The following is a 20,807-nucleotide window of genomic DNA, read 5'->3' on the forward strand; positions in this document are numbered from 1 at the left end:
AATCGTATAAGTTTTAGTTAAAGATGGGGATTTTTTTTGTGGATTCTGGTTGATAAAATAGGCACTATAGCAAGGAGAACTTGGGTTAACCTGGTCAGTATGATGTTTACTTTATCGTTATTTCGCGAAAAATGAAAGCGTTCTATTATCAGGAAGGGATTGTTAGTTCTATGAAAACGGCAAAGCCAGTCAAGGGTGTCATTGTGGAAGATTCATTTTGGAAAAAGTACAAGCAGGTGGTGGCGGAGGAGGTCATTCCTTATCAATGGAAAGCATTGAATGATGAATTGCCGGATACAGAACCCAGCCATGCCATTGAAAACTTTAAAATTGCAGCCGGGGAATCAAGCGGTGAATATTATGGAACCGTATTTCAGGACAGTGATATTGCCAAATGGCTGGAGACGGTGGCCTTTAGTCTGAGGGATCATCCGAATCCGGAGCTTGAGGCGAGGGCGGACGAAGTGATTGATCTGCTGGGAAGAGCCCAGGCTGAAGATGGATATCTGAATACCTACTATCTGTTGAAGGAGCCCGACAATCGCTGGACCAATTTGCGGGACAATCACGAGCTGTATTGTGCGGGACATTTTATAGAAGCGGCTGTTGCTTATTATGAAACGACAGGCAAGACCAAGCTTCTGCAGATCATGGAGAAATATGTATCACTGATTCAGCAAACGTTTGGCATAGAGGACGGTAAGTTAAAAGGTTATCCAGGGCATGAAGAAATTGAGCTGGCCTTGATCAAATTATACGGTGTAACCGGAAAGGATCAATATCTTATGCTGGCCCGATATTTTATTGAACAGCGCGGGCAGGAACCCATCTATTTTATAGAAGAGCAGGAAAAGAGACGGCAGATTCAAACAGCGCCTACCTGGAATGATGATAACCGTATCAATTTTGGACTGGGCTTCGAATATCAGCAGGCGCACCAGCCGGTCCGGGAGCAAACGGAAGCTGTTGGCCATGCGGTGAGAGCGATGTACCTGTATATTGCAATGGCGGACCTGGCGGCGGTGACGGGAGATACTTCCCTCTTACAGGCCTGTGAAACGCTGTGGGAGGATGTAACGAATCACAAAATGTATATCACGGGTGGAATCGGCTCCGCTGTCAATGGGGAAGCCTTCACCTCCAGGTACGATCTTCCTAATGACAGCATGTACTGCGAAACCTGCGCCTCGGTGGGGCTGGTCTTCTGGGCTAATCGCATGCTGCGTTTAACAACAGACCGCAAATACTCCGATGTTCTGGAGCGGGCGCTGTATAACGGCACGATCAGCGGAATGGATCTGGACGGCAAACGTTTCTTTTACGTCAATCCGCTGGAGGCCAACCCTTTTCAAGCCTCCAGAAAAGATCAGGAGCATGTCAAAACAGAAAGGCAGAAATGGTTCTTCTGCGCCTGCTGTCCGCCCAATCTGGCACGGATGATCGCGTCGGTCGAAGATCATGTGTACACCCAGACGGAGGACACCCTGTATACACACTTATATATTGCAGGCAAAGCCAGCCTGGTTTTGTCCGGTCAAGAGGTTGAAATCACACAAACCCACCATTATCCCTGGAATGCGGACATAAGCTTTTCGGTACATACAGCAAAGGATACTTCATTTAAATTGGCGTTTCGCATACCAGGATGGTGCAAAAAGGCAGATCTGAAGGTGAATGGGGAAGCTGTCTCATTAGACCATCTGGAAAAAGGTTATGCAGTGATTCAGCGCACCTGGCAGGATGGGGATGTAGTAACTCTGCACCTGGCCATGCCAGTGGAACGAATGCGGAGCCATACGCTGGTTTCCATGAATCAGCAGCAGGTTGCCCTCCAGCGCGGTCCGGTCGTGTTCTGTCTGGAGGAAGCGGATAATGGTTCAAACCTGGCGGGGTTAAGATTGCCGAAGTGCAGCCTGATCAGGGAAGAGTTCGATGAAGATTTGCTGGGGGGAGTTGTTAAGCTGGTTGCCGGGGGTTATCGGGTAAAAAGCCCTGCGTCATTATACAGTTCCGAGCCGCAGGAATGGATTCCTGAGACCATCACCGCCATTCCATATTACGCCTGGTGCAATCGGACCAAAGGAGAAATGCGTGTCTGGATTTATGAATCCTAATTCATACTAATAGCGAGAAGAGCTTGATTTTCTGGTAACATTGCATTTTCAATTTTGCAACTATTGTGTAATGAACGCAAAAGCCTGTTCACCGGTGAGCAGGTTTTACGTTCTTTTATATTCCGAGCATAACTACTTTTTATATAGAGGTTGAAATTCTGCATAAATCGGTTGAAAATGTTTATTTTCCATATTGGCGAGGCTCTGTACAATGTTTGTGAAGCGCTTACATCCCCGATAAAGGAGGTTGCAACGTTATGATGAAACTCCAGACGATGGGTATTCAAGGCAGGAGCTCCAATTCAGGAAGGGGGCGGTACAGATGAAGTTCAAGATGATCCTGACAGCCTTTTTAGCTTTAACTGCGGCATCCATGTGGTTGAAGACGCAAACGGCGGCAGCCTATGAGCTGTCCAATGACAAGCTGACCATTCAGACCGGCCAGCATGGCGAAATTTCATCCATTCGGATCAAAGGAGACGCTTTTCCGACTGAATACGTAATGAACGCCACGGTAGCTCCGGAGCAGAACACCACAGATCATCAATGGCTGGGCGAGCTGATGTTCACGTACAGACTGGACGGCGGCAGCTGGACCAGGGCATGGACCAACAAGTCGGCAGATGCGCGCAAGATTACGAGCAGCGGCAATCGTGTTACGGTTACGTATGAAAATTCCAGCAACGCGGAGGGAATACGCAATTTTAAAGTGATTGAAACCTATTCGGCCGAGCCGGATGGTTCAGTACGGTGGAATATAGAGGTACAGAATACGAGCAACAAACGATTGGAAATCGGCGATTTCGGTCTGCCGCTGCCTTTCAATGAACAGTGGACCTATGGTGACGCAATTTACGAAACGAGAGTGGTGACGCATTCTTTTGTTGGCAATAACGGCTCCTATATTACAGCCGGGCGCCCCAGCGGTGTTGGAGCTTTTCTGCTGCTGATTCCGGATGCTGCAACAGGCGCGGGTTTTGAATACCAGGATCGCTGGCGGGACGAGGAGCATCCGGGCAGTAAATGGGCCTGGAACCCGGCGAACGAAGGCAAGTGGATTGAGGGGCTGAACGTTTTTTATATTCATTCCAATGTCATCAAGTCCACCAACCGTGGATATCTGCCCAACACCAGCCTGTTTCTGAACCCCGGTGAACGCCGCAATTACGGCTTCAAGTTTTTGGCGGTAAAGGACGAACAAAACATGAAAGATAAGCTGTACGAGGAAAATTTGCTGGATGTCACTGTCGTGCCAGGCATGATCGTGCCTACGAATCAGAAGGCCAAGGTGGACCTGCGCACCAAGCAGTCCATCAACAAGGTGACCTATCCGGATGGAACCGTCATTCCGCAAACGGACAGCAAGGCTGGGGGACATCACATTTATGAGCTGCAATTCACGAAGCTGGGGCCAAACCTCATAACGGTCGAATACGGTAACGGCAGCAAAACGGTGCTGCAGTTCTATGCCATTGAGCCGATTGATCAGGCCTTGCAGCGGCACGCTACCTTCATGGTCGAGAAGACACAGTGGAATGTGCCGGGTGATCTGCGCGACAAGGTATTTGACGATTGGATGATGCATACCAAGTCGAAGCGCAATATTTTCAACGGCTATTGGGGCTGGGGGGATGATTGGGGTCTGACCCACGGACAGTTTCTTGCTGAGAAAAATGTGCTCTCTCCGGTAGCAAGGGAAGTGCAGGCTGTGGATGAATATCTGGAGACAGCCATTTGGACGAATCTGATGAACGGGCATCATGAGGATTATTTGATCCATGATTTCCTGATGCCGGAGCCGAACGATACACCGACCTACCGCGGATACGCATATCCGCACGTATACAATACGTATTTCAGCATGTACAAGATTGCCAAGGAGTACCCGAATCTGGTGAATTACAAGCATCCCAAAGAAACGTATTTGCTGCAGGCGTATAACATCTTCAAAGCGTTATATGAAGGGCCGGTTGCGTACAACTGGGAAACAGGCCTGATGGGCGAGCTGACCACGCCGGATATCATTCTGGCATTACATGATGAAGGTTTTGATGATGAAGCAGACGATCTCAAAGAAAAAATGGATCGCAAATTTAACAATTTCAAAAATACCAAATACCCTTACGGCTCCGAATACAGCTATGATAATACAGGAGAAGAGGCTGTGTATACGCTGGCGAAGATGAAGCTGGAAGCAGAAGACGAGCAAAGCAAAGCCCTGGAAATGATGGGTAAAATCAATGCCAAAACGCGCGCGTCACGCGGACATATGCCTGTATGGTACTATTATGCCGATCCGGTAACGATTACGGGGGAGAACTGGTTTAACTTCCAGTACACCACCTCGCTGGCAGGATACGCGATGGATGACTGGATCCGCTATCATGAGAACAACCGCCGCGAGGAGCAGCAGCGTTTATCCTATGCGGCCAAGATCGCCAACATCGGAGCGATCAACTCCGGACAGATCAGTTCAGACCCTGCGAACATCGGAGCGGTCGCCTGGACGTATCAGGCGGAAAAAGGCAACCTTGGAACGAACGGCACCGGCGGCGGCAGAAATGTTCCGCTTCTGAATGGCTGGCGCGGCATGAGCGGCGAGGCTGACCTCGGGCTGTTTGGCGCGCTCCACACATTAAGCGCTGATATTGCGGTGGATCCCATTTTCGGATTGACAGGCTACGGCGCAGAAGTAAGCCAGAGCGGAGACATCTATACGATCAAGCCGCTGGACGGACTGTTCAAACGAATCAATCTGATTACAGAGAAGCTGTACATCGAGCTGAGCAAGGATCAATTTACGGAAGCCAAGCTGTCCACATCCAGGGACTATGTGTGGTTCCAATTGAAGAATCAAACAGGTCAAGCCCATTCCACATATGTCACCTTCGACGGTTTGGAGAAAGGCACATACCTGGTGAAGGTAAACGGTCAAGCGAAGGGTAAGTTTAATGCCTATGCGCCGACCAACAAGCTTAAATTGGAGGTTGGCACGGCAGCCTCCTACACGGTGGAGTTGACTCCGACGACACCTGACCCGAACCAGGCCCCTGTCGTAGATGCAGGTCAAGATTTCACGGCGAAGCTGCCAGATCCGATCATGCTTAAGGGGACGGCTGAGGATGACGGACTTCCGCAAGGAAAAGTAACGAGCGAATGGAGTCTTGTTGATGGCCCGCAGGGTGCGAATGTTACCATTGAACGCAAAACATCGCTGCGCACGAAGGTAAACGTATCCGAACCGGGAACGTATCGGTTTAAGCTGACCGCCAGCGACTCTCAATTATCCGCAGAAGACATCGTCAGCGTGGTTGTTGATTCGGCAGCACCGCTTCCTGAGCAGCTTGCGCTATACAAGCTTGACGAAACAGGCGGCACCGTCGCTGCGGATTCCTCGGGCAGCGGCAATGATGCAACAGTAAAAGGAACGGCTGCATGGGCTCAGGGGATCAAAGGCAATGCCGTCAGCCTGAACGGCAGAGACAGCTATGTGCAGCTTCCGGCGGGCATCGTGAGCCGGGCGCAGCAATTGACCGTGTCCGGCTGGGTGAAAGCGAACAGCCTCAGCGATTATATGCGGATTTTTGATTTCGGCTCGGGCACGAATGAATATATGTTCCTGACTCCAAAAGCCGGGAACCGGATGCTGTTTGCCATTACGGTCAATGGCAACGGGCCAGGGCAGGAACAGACGATCTCCGGCCCCGTGCTGCCGACAGGTGTATGGAAGCATGTCGCAGTCACGCTGAACGGCTCCACAGGAATCTTGTATGTGGACGGCCGGGAAGTGGGACGCAATACCAGCCTGACCTTGAATCCTTCCAGCCTGGGTCAGACCAAGAACAATTATATTGGCAAGTCTCAGTACCCTGATCCGTATTTGAACGGTCTGGTGGATGATTTCCGCATCTACAGCCGTGCTTTGAGTGCAGCCGAGGTGCTGAATCTGGCCAACACGACCGCACAGAATCTATTGCCAGCGGGGGACATCACTGCTTTGAAGGAAGTCAGTGTAACGACTCCTGCTGGAACAAAGCCGGAGCTTCCCAACGTGGTGGAAGCCACGTATGGAGAAGGCTCCGTCAAATGGGTTGACGTAGAATGGGAGGCTATTGAATCTGCACTTTATGCTGTTCCGGGCTCGTTTGAAGTGAAGGGCACGGCAGCCGGGACAGCGTTAGAGGCCATAGCAATAGTAACCGTAATTGAAGCTGAGGCTGCAGCGCAATTGGAAAGTCCCGTTAGTCCGCAGGTTTCAGCAGCTCCTGTTTTCCCGGCAATACCTGATATGCCTGCTCCCCCTGACAGCTTCGGCAATTAGCGAAATACCTGATGGGGCGAGGGGATAGTAAATAGCTTCGGTTAACCTGTCCCGTCGTCATTTTTCCCTGCAAAGGGGAGGGTGACGGCGGGTATCCTTGCATGCTAAGGTATAGAGCAAGGAATTAAATGTAAAGCAGGCGCAGGAGGCAAAAATGGCTTCCAGCCTATGTGTAAGGAGGAAAACGCATGGGAGGAAGCGGTCGCTTCAGATTTACGGGGATTCCTACGATTCGCGGGAAATTCATTGTACTGACACTGGCGCTCACCGTCGTTCCGATGGCGGTGCTGACGTTTACCTTTTACCGGATCGCCGCTCATTCACTTGGCGAGAAGTCGGAAGCGCTGGCCATGCAATCCTGGCAAATGAGTATGAATTATGTCAATGCGACGCTTTCCGACCTGAACGATTTAACCAATGCCATTCTCGGCAATCCTGATGTGCAGGCTGCGCTGGAGCTTACACCGGAAGACGATTATGAATATCTGCGGAACGATGAAGCTCTCAGCATGGTTGTCCGCGCACAGACCCAGACCAAGCCGTATATTGTATCCTCTCTCATTTATGCCGCCAATGGCGGGCCAAGGCACTCCCTCTACCAGGGAAATGCTTCGGTCCGTTTTGGCGGCCTTCCTACATTGAAAGAAGCCCAGGAGTACTATCGCCGCCTGCTCACGGAGCGGCCCATGATATGGATGGCTCACTCCCCGTTTGCAGCAGGGCGCGGGATGGGGGAGGATCGCGTTTATGTCGGGAAGCTGCTCCGCAAAACGACAGGGGACTATGCGCCGCTTGGATTTTTGCTGCTGGAAATTGACAAGGAAAGTCTGTTCCGCGGCCTTGCTTTCCATTCGGCAGACAGCAATATCCAGATGTGGGTGCTGGATCAGGAAGGCAGTCCTGTGTACGGATTGTCGGAGCAGGGAGCGGCTGACAAGGAGTTTTTGCGGCAGATTGCGAAAATGGCCGCAGATCGGCCTGAACTCGAAAAGGACTGGAGAATATGGAACGGACGTCAAACCATGATCTCCTTCGGTCCGTTGTATGAAGGGCAATGGACGCTGCTGCAAACCGTCGATCAATCCGTACCGCTGGAAGATGCCCGCAGGGTAGGGGGCTGGACGATCTGGACATTCTGGATTGCGCTGTTTCTGGGCTGGATGCTTTCTTATCGGCTGAGCAATACGATTTACCGTCCTTTGCTACAGCTCAGCCGGTTAACGGCGGCTGACGGAAGTATGAATGCCATAGTCTCCGGCCCGGCACCCGGTGCTTCTGCTCCCGTCGTTTTTGATCCCAAGGATGAGATGGGGCAAATCGGGGAGCGTTATCTTCACCTGATGCGAAAAAATCATGAGCTGTACGGGCAGATGTACGAAGCATTGCTGTCCCGCAAGCAGGCGGAATTTCGCGCGCTGCAGGCACAGATTAATCCTCATTTTTTGTACAACACGCTGGAGTCGCTGAAGGGGATGGCCTTGGCGAGGGGAGAACAGGATATGGCGGAGGTCATCGAAGCTTTTGGCAAATGCTTTCGCATCTCCTTAAGCTACGGACGGGAGGAAATCAGCCTGGGACAGGAAGTGGAGCATGTCAACGCCTATGTGAAGGTACAGCGGTTCAGGTTCCAAAATTCGTTCGAATGGATTTGCGAGGTGGAGGAAGAAATCTGCGGGTTTTACGTCCCCAAGCTCATCCTGCAGCCGCTCGTTGAAAATGCCATCTACCACGGCTTCAAAGGCCGTTCCGATCCCGGGTATATCATGTTATCCGGTATGAGGGAGGGAGATGCGCTGCGATTAACGGTCAGTGACGATGGCCGGGGAATTGCAGCGGAGCGCCTGGAAGATATAAGGAAATCCCTGGAGTCCGAGCAGGGGAGCGCTATGAGCTTTGGACTGCGCAATGTACATGAGCGTTTGCGGCATTATGGCCCACAGTATGGACTGTCCGTGGCGAGCGAACCGGGACATTACACCTCGGTCAGTCTGCTTGTGCCGATTCGGGCTGAATAAGGAAAGGAGAGGATCGCATGTACCGGCTGCTGATTGTGGACGATGAGTACCATATTCGGGAAGGGCTTAAGACGATGGTGGCGCAAAGCGGCCTGGCTGTAAAGGTCAGCGCCGTTGCGGGTGACGGCGAGACCGCATTACGTTTGTATGCGGAGCGGCGACCGGACATGATTTTGCTGGATATTCATTTGCCGGATGCAAGCGGGTTGGAGGTGGCACGGGCTATTCGGGAAACGGATCAGCAGACGCCTCTTTTATTTTTGACAGGGTACGAATCCGTGCCTTATATCCGTCAGGCACTGGCGCTGCAGGCGACCGATTATCTGCTTAAGCCCGTGACGAGAGAGGAATTTGAAGCGGCTCTGTGCCGGGCCGGGGAGCGGATTGCGCAATGGAAAAGAAGCGGGGAGGAGTCCGCTTACCGTCAGCATTTGTCCGAGTCACTGTACAGGGAGCATCTGCTGCTGGATCTGCTGCAGCAGCGGCGTCCTGCAGCAGAGGTCATTGCCGAACTGGAGGGACTGCAGCTCTTTGGCGAGACCGGCAGACCGCCTTATATCATACTGTGCTGTGATTTGGAGGAATCGTCTCCCGAGGCAGCGGCTTCTGCAAGTGAAGCGCAAGGCAGCCCAATCCGCAATAGTCCGATCTTCACCGGGCTTGCTTGGGACGACCCCACGACGGTGGCCGGGGTAAAGGCGTATGGAGCAGCGGTGTCCCGGAATCGGCGTATCGTGCTGCTGTCGGCAGCGTCCGAGCGCGCGGCGGAGCGGACGGCGCAGCATATCCGGCATGCGGTACAGGAGCAGCTGGGCCAGGCAGTCTCCATCGGGATCAGCCGCCCGGTGCAGCGGCTGGAGCAGCTCCCGGAAGCGTATGAGCTGGCTGTATTGGCCGCGGAGCACAGGGCATGGGTCGGATTTAACCAGATCATCCCTTTTGCGAGCATTCAAACCCATGCATTGAACAGCAGCGGACTGTTGGAGAAGGAGCTGCTGTTGATCACGGAGCTGCGGGCCGGCAATGATGCCGCTGTGCATGCGATTTTGCAGGAATGGTCGGCGCAATTGGGCGGGCTGCCTGTCAGACAGGTGAAGATGGTCCTTACTCAGCTTGTGCTGCTTGTGATGCGCATCGTTCACAGCGATGCATCTGTTCGCCAAGCGGCGGCGCAGGATCAGGATCCGCTGCTGGGGCTGTCGCGGCTGCGGCATGGACCGGAGATGATCGACTATGTATTCCGCTATTTTATCCGGATAAGCAACCGCATCCGGGAAGCGCGTGAGCAGGGGGTGCCGCGCAAATTTCAGCTTGCGAGGGAATGGATTCGCGAGCATCTGCAGGAGGACGGCGGTCTGAACGGTCTTGCCGCTTATATGAATATGAGCCCCAAATATTTGAGCGTTCGCTTCAAGCAGGTTACAGGGGAAAGCTTTGCAGATTACCAGACCCGCGTCCGCTTTGAGCGGGCCCGCGAGCTGCTGCTGGACCCGAAGCGCAAGGTGGCGGAGGTGGCGGAGCTGGTGGGCTTTGCGGATACGAATTATTTCAGCATCGCCTTCAAAAAGCACACCGGACTAACTCCTACAGAGTTCCGTAAAACATTTTTGTGAATTGTTAAATTTCTGTTAAAAAAATCATACCAAAACAAAGAAAGTCTGGACTTGTCGCGTGGTCGGCTCTGGGCTCTCCAGGCATAATGGACATATAAGTGAGTGTTCAAAAGATGACTTTTTGAACTACCTCTTGTAAGGAGAATCCGATTCAGGAAGGGGCCGGTGATATGGTGAAACGACGGTTAAGGACATGGGTGGCTCTCGTGATGACGACGATGTTGGTAGGACTGACGGCTTGCAGCGGGAACGCAGGTGGACCAGCAAATTCGGATGCGGTAGAGCTCAGGTTCATGTACTGGGGAAGCAATGACGAGAAGCAGGCAATGGAAAAGATGATTGAGAGCTTTAACGCTTCTCACCCGAATATCCGGGTGAAGGGCGAACATGTTCCTGGCGACTACACGACCAAAATCAACACATTAATGGCCGCCAATCAGCTGCCGGATGTCGCCTATCTGGGCGATTCACTTACGATGAAATGGGCAAGTGAAGGCAAACTCCTGGATTTATCCTCCTATTATGACGAATATCCCGAACTAACCAACAAGCTTAAATCCTCTTATCTTTACAGCGAACCCGGCAAATCAATCGGCAATTATACTGCACTGGAAGTGATGCAGTTATTTTACAACAAGGAGCTGTTTACGGAAGCAGGCGTCCCTGTTCCCCCTTCTGATCCTGAACAGGCGTGGACTTGGGATGAATTTCTGGAAATCGCAAAAAAGCTGACCAAGGATCAGAACGGTAAGCACCCGGGGGAAAGCGGATTTGATCCGGGCAATATTGTGCAGTACGGCTTTGCTTTCGGCAACGACCGCAGCTCCTGGGGCCCGCTTCTCGCGAGCAACGGGGGAGGCTTAACGGACGAGACAGGCACGAAGTATACCCTGAACAGCCCCGAGTCGGTTGAGGTATTCCAAAAGCTGCAGGATCTGGTGTTCAAGGAGCATGTGTCCCCGGATTTGATTCAGCAGCAGGATATGCCTTCCAACACGATCCGGCTGCAGACGAGAAAAGTCGCCATGGTGGTAGACGGTACGTGGTCACTGCTGGATTTTTCCAACAACAAACAGCTGCAGTGGAGCGTCGGCGTCCTGCCGAAGCTGAAGGAGCCCAAAACGATGATCGTTGCGGGAGCGACAGTGATTTTCCAGAGTACCAAGCATCCGAAGGAAGCGCTTGAATTTTATTTGTACCATAACAACCCGGAGAAGGTGGACCTCTTCAAGTCAGGCCTCTGGATGCCGATCGAGGAAAAATATTATACAGATGAGCAGGCCGTCCAATCATGGACCAATAACGCCGCGCATCCGCCGGAATTTCAGGAGGCCGGCATCAAGTATGCCAGAGACTATGCGATCAAGCCGTTGACCACCACCCTTCGCAACTGGCCGGATATCGGCTCCAAGCTGACCCCGGGGCTGGATCTGATCTGGACGAACAAGAAGACGGCACAGCAGGCGCTGGATGAACTGGAACCCGTCATTCAGCCTTTGCTGCAGGGAGTATACCCGGATGAATAATCCGGCAGGACAGCCGGGAAAGGAGAACAGCCCATGAAGCGGCCAAAATCAGGCATGAAACGCATGGAGCGAAACTGGGGTCTGCTGTTTGCGCTTCCTGCCATTCTGGGACTTATGATCTTTACAATCGGACCGATTGCGGCCTCGTTTATCTTCAGCTTGACCGACTGGACAATAGGCGGACAAATGAGCTTTGTCGGGCTGGATAATTACCGGACCATTTTGACCGAGGATGATACCTTTGCCAAATCGATGTTTGTGACGACTTATTATGCACTGGGCAGTGTTCCCCTTGGTCTGGCGGCGGCTTTTATTATTGCGCTGCTCTTAAATCAGAAGGTGAAGGGCCTGTCGGTATTCCGCACCATTTATTATTTGCCTACCATTGTACCGAGCATAGCCAACACGATGCTGTGGCTGTGGATGTTTAATCCGGATTTCGGCCTGCTGAATTCATTGCTGGAGCAAGCCGGGCTGCCGGGCAGCAAGTGGATTTATGATGAGCGGACGGCTATCCCCTCCCTGATTATGATGAGCACCTGGGGCATCGGGAACACGGTTATTATCTTTTTGGCCGGACTGCAATCGGTACCCGCCCATCTGTATGAAGCGGCTGAGGTAGACGGCGGCCATATGTGGCACAAATTTGTTCATATTACCATTCCTTCAATGACTCCGACCATTTTCTTCAATCTGATCATGTCCTTGATCTCTACCTTCCAGTCCTTCAACCAGGCCTATGTCATGACCCTGGGGGGACCCAACAATTCGACCTTGTTCTATGTATTTTACTTGTGGCGCACAGCCTTTACGGAAACGAAAATCGGTTATGCTTCCGCGCTGGCCTGGATTTTGTTTTTCGTCATCATGGTATTGACTGCCCTTATTTTTTCCACGGCCAGCAAGTGGGTCTACTACGAAGGAGGTGGACGTTCATGAATCAGGTTTTACGCTCCCGCAGTCCTACTGCCGTCAACCGTGCCAAATTCCTCCGGGTTACCCGGGTGCTGCTGTACATCATTTTAATCATCGGCAGCGTTTTCATGCTGCTGCCATTTGTCTGGCTCATTCGCAGCTCACTGATGGGAACCTCGCAAATATTCGTGTTTCCGCCGGAGTGGATCCCTTCTCCATTTCAATGGAGCAATTATCCGGAAGCGCTAACCTCGGTGCCATTTGGCAGGTACTTCATGAATACATTCATCATTGAAGTGTGTGTATTGGCGGGGGTGCTGTTGACCTCCATGATCTCGGCGTTTTCCTTTGCCCGATTGCGCTGGCCGGGACGGCAGCTGATTTTTGCCCTGCTGATCGGGTCGATGATGCTGCCTTACGCCGTGACGCTCATTCCCACCTTTGTCATGTGGCGGGAGCTGGGAGGACTGAATACGTTTCTACCGTTGATTATTCCCGCATGGTTTGGCGGCGGAGCATTTAATATTTTCCTGATGCGTCAATTCATGCTGACCATTCCGCGCGATCTGGATGAAGCGGCATATATGGATGGCGGCACACCTCTGACGGTGCTATGGCGTGTTATCGTTCCCTTGTGTTCGCCAGCCTTGATCGTGATCGGTATCTTTACCTTTATTGACGTGTGGAATGATTTTCTGGGACCGATTATTTATCTAAGCGATGAAAGGAATTTTACGCTGGCGCTGGGACTCGCGACGTTTCGCGGGCTGAACAATACGAACTGGCCGTATCTGATGGCGGCTTCCAGCACGATTCTGGCACCTGTTGTCCTGCTTTTCTTTATCGGGCAGCGCTATTTTATTGAAGGCATTACTTTGACAGGCATCAAAGGCTGACAGGAAGCTTTGAATGCATGAATTGGGATAAGGAGGCGAACGAGTGGATAAGGAAGCTATACAGGGTGTTTCTGGCCGATTGGCCCGGCTGCGCACGGAATTCTCCGCGCTGGGTATAGATTCGATGCTGATTGCACATGGCCCCAACCGCCGTTATATGACCGGGTTTACCGGCTCGGCGGGGATGGCGCTCATCACAGAACAGGATGCTTTTCTGGTCACGGATTTTCGCTACATGACACAAGCGGCAGAGCAGGCGCCGGAGTATTCCATCCTGCAGCATGAGGGGCCAATTCTCAAAACCGTGGCTGATCTCGCAAGGAAGTCAGGCGTTCAGCGGCTGGGTGTGGAGAGCCGTCATGTCTCCCTTCAGCAGTCGGGCGAGCTTCAGGAGGCGCTGGGTTCGCTGGAGTACGTGCTGACTGAGGATGCAGTTGAAAGGCTGCGCAATGTGAAGGATGAGGATGAGATTCGCACCATCAGCGAGGCTGCGCGTATTACCGATGCCGCTTTTATGGAAGTGCTGAATTCGATCAAGTCTGGCGTAACCGAGCGGCGGATTGCGGCAGAGCTGGAGTACAGGCTGCGGCTGGCGGGGGCTGATTCGGGAGGTTTTGCGTTCATCGTCGCTTCGGGGGAGCGTTCGGCGCTGCCGCACGGACTGGCCAGTGACAAGGAAATTGGCCGGGATGAATTTGTCACGCTGGATTTCGGCGCCAATGTGCGGGGTTACCTGTCTGATCTCACTCGCACGGTATTTGTCGGCAAGCCGTCAGAGCGGCATGAGGAATTATATGCCATTGTACTGGAAGCAAATCTGAAGACGATTGCGGGGCTTCGTCCGGGATTAAGCGGCCGGGAGGGGGACAGCTTGGGGCGGGATGTGATTGCCTCATACGGCTATGCTGAGTATTTTGGCCACGGATTGGGACACGGTTTTGGCCTGGAGATACACGAGCAGGTGCGGCTGTCGCGGGAAAGCAAGTCGGTGCTTGAGCCGGGTCATGTCCTTACGGTGGAGCCGGGGATCTACATTCCAGGCTTCGGCGGGGTTCGCATTGAGGATGATGTGCTGATCACGAATGACGGTGTCAAGGTGCTGACTACCTCACCCAAAGAGCTGCTTTTATTGTAATCACGTTGTTGTTCTGCAAATCATTCGAAAAAAGAAATGGAGGGATTGAAATGCAAAAACGGTGTACGAAAGTATGGTTGACCACACTCGCGGCTTCCATGATTGTTGCTCTCACACCGGCTGTTCCGGGTGAGAAGGCTTTTGCCGAAGAAGCACAAGCGGAATTGCAAGCGCTAGCGCCATCGGGTGCCCAGGTTATCGACATTTTTAAGCGGACAGTGAACGATTACGGCATCGAGCTGGTCGATTGGCAGGGATATTTGGCCAACCCGTATGTGAAGCTGAAAGTAAAACCGCCGGCAGATGCTTCTTTTCCGGTAACCGTAACGCTGAAAGCACAGGGTACATCCCGCCTGATGATGGATTTGCCCAGTACGCTGTCGGCGGACGGGGCCAGCAAAACCTTGACCTTCAGCAGCGCGCAGGAGGAGAAGAATTTCCTGCTGGCCATTCATCCTGACCGGATCGGCGGGAACGGTGAAATTGAGCATTATACGCTGTCGCTGGCCGTGAGGGGAAATGATGGACGCACGACCAACCAGTCCATTCCCATTCGGGTACTGGATCAGGATGATAATGCCGAGCCGTCAATCCCGATTGATTTTGACTACCGTTTTGATACGATCAAGCCTTATTTCAATGATGCTGCCACCAGAAAAGCTACGGAGCTGGCCATAAAGGACTGGTTTTATTTCTTCGATCTGAAGCCCTTCGACACGGTTCCGACCGGAGCAGAGGTCAATCATCTTCCCGGAGACGACTGGCAAAATACGATACAGGTGTCAAATAACAAACCCTATAACGGTATGTGGGTGTTTCTAAGAGGGTTGAATGGACCTTATTCCACGGGTTATCCGGCTGCGAACGGCAAATATCATACCCGGAACGGTGTCACTGTGCCGGGCAATTTGAACCGTTCTTACGGTCTGATTCTGGATTTCTATGATGATGCGGTTCCATTTACGTCCGTGAATGACGAAGAATGGTATCTGTCTGACCTGTCCAAGGTGACGGATGTATATGGGCTGATGATGCACGAATTCGGCCATGCGGTCGTGTTCAGCGACACGTTCCCTGGCGTGAGAGCGCTGAAGGAGTCGGGAGGCAATGATCCGGTTATTTTGGCTTATCAAAACAGACCGGCATTGCTCGACAACAGCTATCATCTCTCCGGAGCGCTGGCCGAGGTGGACAGACTGAGCGGACAAAATGGCGGCTGGAACCATCTGTTCCCGACCCGGCGCTGGATGAACACCAAGCTGTCGCTGCTTGTAGCCGAAAAAGCAGGCTGGCCTTTGCGCAAAAATTTGACCCCTTTCCTCGCGCCGGAAATTGTGACAAAGTCGCTGCCCGCACCTGTTCAAGGGCAGGCCTATTCGGTCAAGCTGGAGGCCAAGGGTGGCGTACCGTTTTATGATTGGACGATAACACAAGGCGAGCTGCCCGCCGGCTTCAAGCTGGACCGCTTTACGGGAACGATTAGCGGAACGGCGGCCAGCGGAACAGGAAACAAGACGTATACGTTCACCGTTCAGCTGCGGGATTATGATGAGCTGGGCAAACCTGTGACACAAAGCTATACGCTCAAGCTGTAATCCTGTTGACACAATTGAAAGGAGGGAAACGGAGTGAAACACGATGCGGCGGATTTGCTTATTGTCGGCGGCGGCATCATCGGTGCGGCTATCGCTTATTATGCGGCAAAGTCAGGCTTGCAGATCGTGCTTGTCGAGCGGGGAGAAATAGCCGGAGGCACTTCGTCGCGTTGTGATGGAAATATACTGGCGATCGACAAGGAGCCGGGACTGGACAGCCGCATGTCGCTGCTGTCGCAGCAGCTGGTGGCGGAGCTGGCCGGGGAACTGGAGGATGAGTTTGAGTACCGCGCACCAGGCAGCATCCTTGTTTGTGAAAATGATCAGGAGATGCAGGCGGCACAGCAGTGGGTAACCCGCCAGCAGCAGGAGGGTCTTCCGTTCCGCATGCTGGACCACCGGGACCTGCGGGAGGAATGGCCGTATCTGGCGCAGGATTTGCCGGGTGGACTGGAGTGTGTGACAGATTCCACCGTGAATCCGGTGCTGATGACGTATGCGCTGGCCAAAGCTGCGCGCCGGATGGGAGCCAGATTGCTGCCGCACACGCCGGTGCAGTCTGTCCTGAAGGATGCAGGAGGCCATGTCTGCGGGGTGGAGACATCCCGCGGGGTTATCTCTGCGGGAGCGGTAGTATTGGCGGCAGGGGTATGGACACGCGCTATCGGTCAATCACTCGGCCTGAACCTGCCCATTATACCGCGCAAAGGACATATCCTGGTGTCTGCCCGCATGCCGTCCATCGGGAAGCGAAAGGTCATGGAGTTTAGCTATCTGATGAGCAAATTTGGTGGTCAGCGGAGCGTTGACGAAGAAGACGAAAAATATGGCATAGCCATGGTATTCGAGCCTACCGCCTCGCAAAACGTTCTGATTGGCAGCAGCCGCCAGTTTGTCGGCATGGATACACGTGTCGATCAGCAGGTGATCCGGCTGGTCGCCCGCAGGGCGATTCGCTTTTTTCCGGCTTTGGCCAACACGCCCCTGATGAGGGCATATACCGGGCTGCGTCCATGGACACCGGATCATCTGCCCATTATATCGGCCGTGGAGGAAGTACCGGGGCTGTTTATCGCCTCCGGCCATGAAGGGGACGGGATCAGCCTCGCTGCCGTTACAGGTAAGCTGGTGACGGAAATGATTCGCGGCGAACCCGCTTGTGTTCCACTGGAGCCGCTTAGGTATGACCGGTTTGGAAAAGATGATGCCAGTCATGAGATTCACGGGGAGGTAACCGGATGAGCGAGCTTGGCAAAATTACGACGGTTGATACGCACACCGGAGGCAATCCGACACGAACGGTCATTCACGGCGCCCCCAAGCTGATTGGCCTGACGATGCTGGAGAAGATGACTTACATGGCAGAGCATCATGATGATTTTCGCCGTCTGCTCATGTTCGAGCCGCGCGGGCATGAGGTCATGTCAGGCTGTATTTTAACAGAGCCTTGTCATGCGGATGCCGATATCGGGGTGGTGTTTATTGAGACAGGCGGTTATCTGCCCATGTGCGGCCACGATACGATTGGAGTTTGCACGGCGCTGATGGAAATCGGATTCATTGCCCCGGACAAAAAGTCCATATTGCTGGATACTCCCGCCGGCCCCGTTCAGGTGCGGCTCGATGTGAAAGAAGGCAAGGTGAAGCAGGTGACGTTCACGAATATCCCTTCCTTTGTGTACCGCAGCGGAGTAGAGGTTCAGGTCGAAGGTCTCGGTCAGGTGACGCTGGATATTGCCTATGGGGGCAACTTTTACGGCATTATCGAGGCCGCTTCCATCGGTCTTGAGCTGGAGCAGCGAAATGGGGCGGAGATAGTCCGCGCGGCGGTGAAGATTCGAGAAGCGGTGAATGCGGCTGTAGAGGTGGCACACCCTGAAAATCCGGTCATTCGTGGAATGACGCATATTGAATTTTACGGGGAACCGACCGTTCCAGAGGCCCATTGCCGCAATGTCGTTGTTATCCCGCCGGGAGGCATCGACCGTTCACCCTGCGGCACAGGGACGTCGGCCAAGGCAGCGGTGCTGCATGCCCAGGGCAAGCTGGGTTTGCATGAACCGTTTGTGCATGAAAGCATCACGGGTTCATTATTCAGAGCTGAAATTGTGGGTGAGACAGCGGTTGGTCCCTATCCGGCGGTAATCCCGCAAATTACAGGCTCGGCCTGGGTAACAGGCCATCATCAATTTGTGCTGGACCCGGAGGATCCACTCAGGGCAGGATTCCTGCTGTCGTAGCTTTTCTTGCGAGTTCAGGAGGCTTGGGCCAGGAAGTTTATATTTTCTCACATCTTATAAAAAGGTCAGGAAAGGGTTGGTGAGTGTATGGCACGTTTTGAGGGTGTGTATGTGGCTCTCGTTACACCGTTTACAGCCGAGCTGGAGGTCGATTACAAGCGTCTGGCCGAGCTGTGTGAGCATTTGATTGCAAATGGCATCAGCGGTTTGATCCCTACGGGATCACTGGGCGAATATGCGGCTTTATCACCGGAGGAGCGCTCGCAGGTTGTGCATACCGTCATTGACGCCGCGGCGGGGCGTGTTCCGGTTGTTGTGGGATCGGCGGCTCCGTCCACGAAGCAGGCGGTGCATTGGGTTCAGCATGCGAAGGATGCCGGGGCAGCGGGTGTCATGGCACTGCCGCCCATTAACTACAATCCGCTGCCTCATGAAGTAACGGCCCATTTTGAAGCACTTGCGGAGGTAGGCTTGCCGATCATTGTGTACAACAATCCTCATGATTACAAGGTTGATCTGACCCCCGAAGTGCTTGCTGATTTGTCACGGTTGGATAATATCGTGGCCGTCAAGGAGTTTTCGGGCGATGTAAGGCGTATCCACACCATTCTGGACCATACAAACCTGGAAGTTATGGTCGGAGTGGATAATTTGGCGATGGAGGGAGCACTGTTCGGGGCGACAGGCTGGATTTCGGGAGTGCCCAATGCCCTGCCGAAGGAAGGGGTTGAACTCTTCGAACTGGCGCGGTCGGGAAATCTGGCGGAGGCTTCCGCGTTGTACCGCAGGCTGCTGCCGCTGTTCCATTATGATGCCAAGCCGCAGCTGGTGCAGTCCATCAAATATATGATGGAGCTGGCCGGATTTCCAGTCGGCCCGACACGACCGCCCAGACTGGCGCTACCGCAGGCGGAGTATGACCGTATTCGCGAAGCTTTTGAGGCGGCGGTTCGTCCGAGCGAGGTCTCATCCTAATGGGGGTGCAGACGGTGGAGAGCCGAAATTGGATCGGCGGCGAGTGGCTGAGCCCTTCCGGCGAAGACATGGTGGTACGCAACCCCTCGGCGCTGCAGGAGGAGGTGGGAGTTGTCCGCTTTTCCACAAAGGATGATATAACGCAAGCCGGGGAAGCGGCACGGCTGGCCCAAGCGGGCTGGGGGGCATTAACTCCAGCCGCTCGGGGAGCCTGTCTGTTCCGCGCCGCCGGGCTGCTGGAGGCAAGTCTGACGGAAGTGGCTGAACTGGCCAGCCAAGAGATGGGTAAGCCGATTACGGAGATGCGCGGTGAAGTGATGCGGGGCGTGCATTTGCTCCGCTACTACGCGGCAGAGGGCGTGCGTTCCATCGGTACGGTCATTCCCTCCAATGAATCAGGAGTGCTTCAATATACGAAGCGTGTTCCGCTCGGGGTGACGGCGGTCATTACGCCGTGGAATTTTCCCGTCGCCATCCCGTTGTGGAAAATCGCGCCCGCGCTTCTCTGCGGCAACACGGTCATTTGGAAGCCTGCCGAAAATGCTTCGCTCACGGCGGTTCGGATCGCTGAGCTGTTTGAAGCGGCACAGCTTCCTGCCGGTGTGCTGAATCTGGTGATCGGTCAGGGCCACGCGATAGGCGATGTTTTGCTGGCGCATAAGGAATTGGATGCCGTCAGCTTTACAGGCTCAACCGCCACAGGCTTGGGCATTGCGGAGCAGTGTGCCCGCCGGAACCTTAAATACCAGACGGAGATGGGCGGTAAAAATGCCGCCATCGTGCTGAAGGATGCGGATGTGGCCCAGGCGGTGGCGGCGATCGTCAGCGGGGCATTCCGCTCTGCGGGGCAAAAATGCACGGCCACCAGCCGGGTAATCGTGGAGCGATCTGTCTATGAAGCGTTTACGGAGGCTTTGTGCAAAGCGACGGACAGTATCCAGGTTGCCCCGGCGCTGGACCCTGGGGCGTATCTCGGACCGGTGGCGTCCGCAGGCCAGTACGAGAAGGTAATGTCCTATGTGGCGACGGCCCGCCGGGAAGCTGATATTTTGGCGGAGGGCGGAGCCGCCGCCGGGACGGATCACGGGTATTACGTGCGTCCGCTGGTGGCCGCCGGACTGGATTCGTCACATCCGCTGATTCGGGAGGAGATTTTTGGACCCGTGATCGGAGTCCTGCAGGCGGAAGATTTTGATGACGCGATCCGACTGTGCAATGAGACGGTGTACGGGCTGAGCGCCTCGCTGTTCACTCGCGATTTACGGCTCGCCCACCGCTTTCTGGATGAGGCGGAAGCCGGTATGGTGCGCGTTAATCAGGAGACAGCCGGTGTCGAATATCAGGCTCCCTTTGGCGGCCTGAAGCAGTCCAGCTCGCATACCCGGGAGCAGGGACAGGCGGCGCTTGATTTTTATTCTGCGGTTAAAACCTGCGCGATTAACTATGGATAAGCAGGCAGCGG

At 53.7% G+C, this 20,807-nt stretch carries 13 protein-coding genes; all 13 read left to right on the forward strand.

The window, feature by feature from the left end; all coding sequences use genetic code 11:
• Positions 1–170: 170 nt before the first annotated feature.
• The 13 genes from ACE5KN_RS06445 (at position 171) to ACE5KN_RS06505 (ending at position 20,796) form a co-directional block, all read left to right on the forward strand.
• Positions 171–2,114 (forward strand): glycoside hydrolase family 127 protein, encoded by a 1,944-nt coding sequence (locus ACE5KN_RS06445; RefSeq protein ID WP_375524535.1) that lies wholly within the window; start codon positions 171–173, stop codon positions 2,112–2,114.
• A gap of 322 nt (positions 2,115–2,436) precedes the next feature.
• Positions 2,437–6,435: a DUF5695 domain-containing protein gene (locus ACE5KN_RS06450; RefSeq protein ID WP_375524536.1), complete on the forward strand. Its 3,999-nt coding sequence runs from the start codon at positions 2,437–2,439 to the stop codon at positions 6,433–6,435.
• 188 nt (positions 6,436–6,623) lie between these two features.
• On the forward strand, positions 6,624–8,450 hold the full coding sequence (locus tag ACE5KN_RS06455) for a cache domain-containing sensor histidine kinase (protein ID WP_375524537.1): 1,827 nt from the start codon (positions 6,624–6,626) through the stop codon (positions 8,448–8,450).
• A gap of 17 nt (positions 8,451–8,467) precedes the next feature.
• Positions 8,468–10,063 (forward strand): response regulator, encoded by a 1,596-nt coding sequence (locus tag ACE5KN_RS06460; protein WP_375524538.1) that lies wholly within the window; start codon positions 8,468–8,470, stop codon positions 10,061–10,063.
• Positions 10,064–10,236: 173 nt separating this feature from the next.
• Positions 10,237–11,589, forward strand: coding sequence for an ABC transporter substrate-binding protein (locus ACE5KN_RS06465; RefSeq protein ID WP_375533053.1), 1,353 nt, complete (start codon positions 10,237–10,239; stop codon positions 11,587–11,589).
• A gap of 33 nt (positions 11,590–11,622) precedes the next feature.
• Positions 11,623–12,528 (forward strand): carbohydrate ABC transporter permease, encoded by a 906-nt coding sequence (locus ACE5KN_RS06470; RefSeq protein WP_355316621.1) that lies wholly within the window; start codon positions 11,623–11,625, stop codon positions 12,526–12,528.
• Positions 12,525–13,400 (forward strand): carbohydrate ABC transporter permease, encoded by an 876-nt coding sequence (locus ACE5KN_RS06475; RefSeq protein WP_375524540.1) that lies wholly within the window; start codon positions 12,525–12,527, stop codon positions 13,398–13,400. Before ACE5KN_RS06470 ends, ACE5KN_RS06475 begins: the two co-directional genes overlap by 4 nt.
• Before the next feature lie 43 nt (positions 13,401–13,443).
• Positions 13,444–14,535, forward strand: a complete 1,092-nt coding sequence (locus tag ACE5KN_RS06480) for a M24 family metallopeptidase (RefSeq protein WP_375524541.1) — start codon at positions 13,444–13,446, stop codon at positions 14,533–14,535.
• Positions 14,536–14,585: 50 nt separating this feature from the next.
• Entirely contained in the window at positions 14,586–16,130 is a 1,545-nt protein-coding gene (locus ACE5KN_RS06485) for an Ig domain-containing protein (protein WP_375524542.1), read from the forward strand.
• A gap of 33 nt (positions 16,131–16,163) precedes the next feature.
• Positions 16,164–17,372 carry an NAD(P)/FAD-dependent oxidoreductase gene (locus ACE5KN_RS06490; RefSeq protein ID WP_375524543.1) on the forward strand — a complete coding sequence of 403 codons (1,209 nt, stop codon included), beginning with the start codon at positions 16,164–16,166 and terminating at the stop codon, positions 17,370–17,372.
• The gene (locus ACE5KN_RS06495) at positions 17,369–18,370 is read left to right on the forward strand and encodes a proline racemase family protein (RefSeq protein WP_375524544.1); all 1,002 of its coding nucleotides are present in this window, start codon (positions 17,369–17,371) and stop codon (positions 18,368–18,370) included. Before ACE5KN_RS06490 ends, ACE5KN_RS06495 begins: the two co-directional genes overlap by 4 nt.
• Before the next feature lie 87 nt (positions 18,371–18,457).
• Entirely contained in the window at positions 18,458–19,345 is an 888-nt protein-coding gene (locus ACE5KN_RS06500) for a dihydrodipicolinate synthase family protein (RefSeq protein WP_375524545.1), read from the forward strand.
• Positions 19,346–19,359: 14 nt separating this feature from the next.
• Positions 19,360–20,796, forward strand: a complete 1,437-nt coding sequence (locus tag ACE5KN_RS06505; protein WP_375524607.1) for an aldehyde dehydrogenase family protein — start codon at positions 19,360–19,362, stop codon at positions 20,794–20,796.
• Positions 20,797–20,807: the final 11 nt, after the last annotated feature.

This window comes from Paenibacillus terreus, assembly GCF_042138595.1.
GTDB classification, from domain to species: domain Bacteria; phylum Bacillota; class Bacilli; order Paenibacillales; family Paenibacillaceae; genus Paenibacillus; species Paenibacillus terreus.

Excerpts from the sequence above, each read along its gene's own strand:
- ACE5KN_RS06445 (WP_375524535.1), top strand. The coding sequence starts at position 171 with ATGAAAACGGCAAAGCCAGTCAAGGGTGTCATTGTGGAAGATTCATTT.
- ACE5KN_RS06485 (WP_375524542.1), top strand. The coding sequence starts at position 14,586 with ATGCAAAAACGGTGTACGAAAGTATGGTTGACCACACTCGCGGCTTCC.
- ACE5KN_RS06450 (WP_375524536.1), top strand. The coding sequence starts at position 2,437 with ATGAAGTTCAAGATGATCCTGACAGCCTTTTTAGCTTTAACTGCGGCA.
- ACE5KN_RS06455 (WP_375524537.1), top strand. The coding sequence starts at position 6,624 with ATGGGAGGAAGCGGTCGCTTCAGATTTACGGGGATTCCTACGATTCGC.
- ACE5KN_RS06460 (WP_375524538.1), top strand. The coding sequence starts at position 8,468 with ATGTACCGGCTGCTGATTGTGGACGATGAGTACCATATTCGGGAAGGG.
- ACE5KN_RS06475 (WP_375524540.1), top strand. The coding sequence starts at position 12,525 with ATGAATCAGGTTTTACGCTCCCGCAGTCCTACTGCCGTCAACCGTGCC.
- ACE5KN_RS06470 (WP_355316621.1), top strand. The coding sequence starts at position 11,623 with ATGAAGCGGCCAAAATCAGGCATGAAACGCATGGAGCGAAACTGGGGT.
- ACE5KN_RS06495 (WP_375524544.1), top strand. The coding sequence starts at position 17,369 with ATGAGCGAGCTTGGCAAAATTACGACGGTTGATACGCACACCGGAGGC.
- ACE5KN_RS06500 (WP_375524545.1), top strand. The coding sequence starts at position 18,458 with ATGGCACGTTTTGAGGGTGTGTATGTGGCTCTCGTTACACCGTTTACA.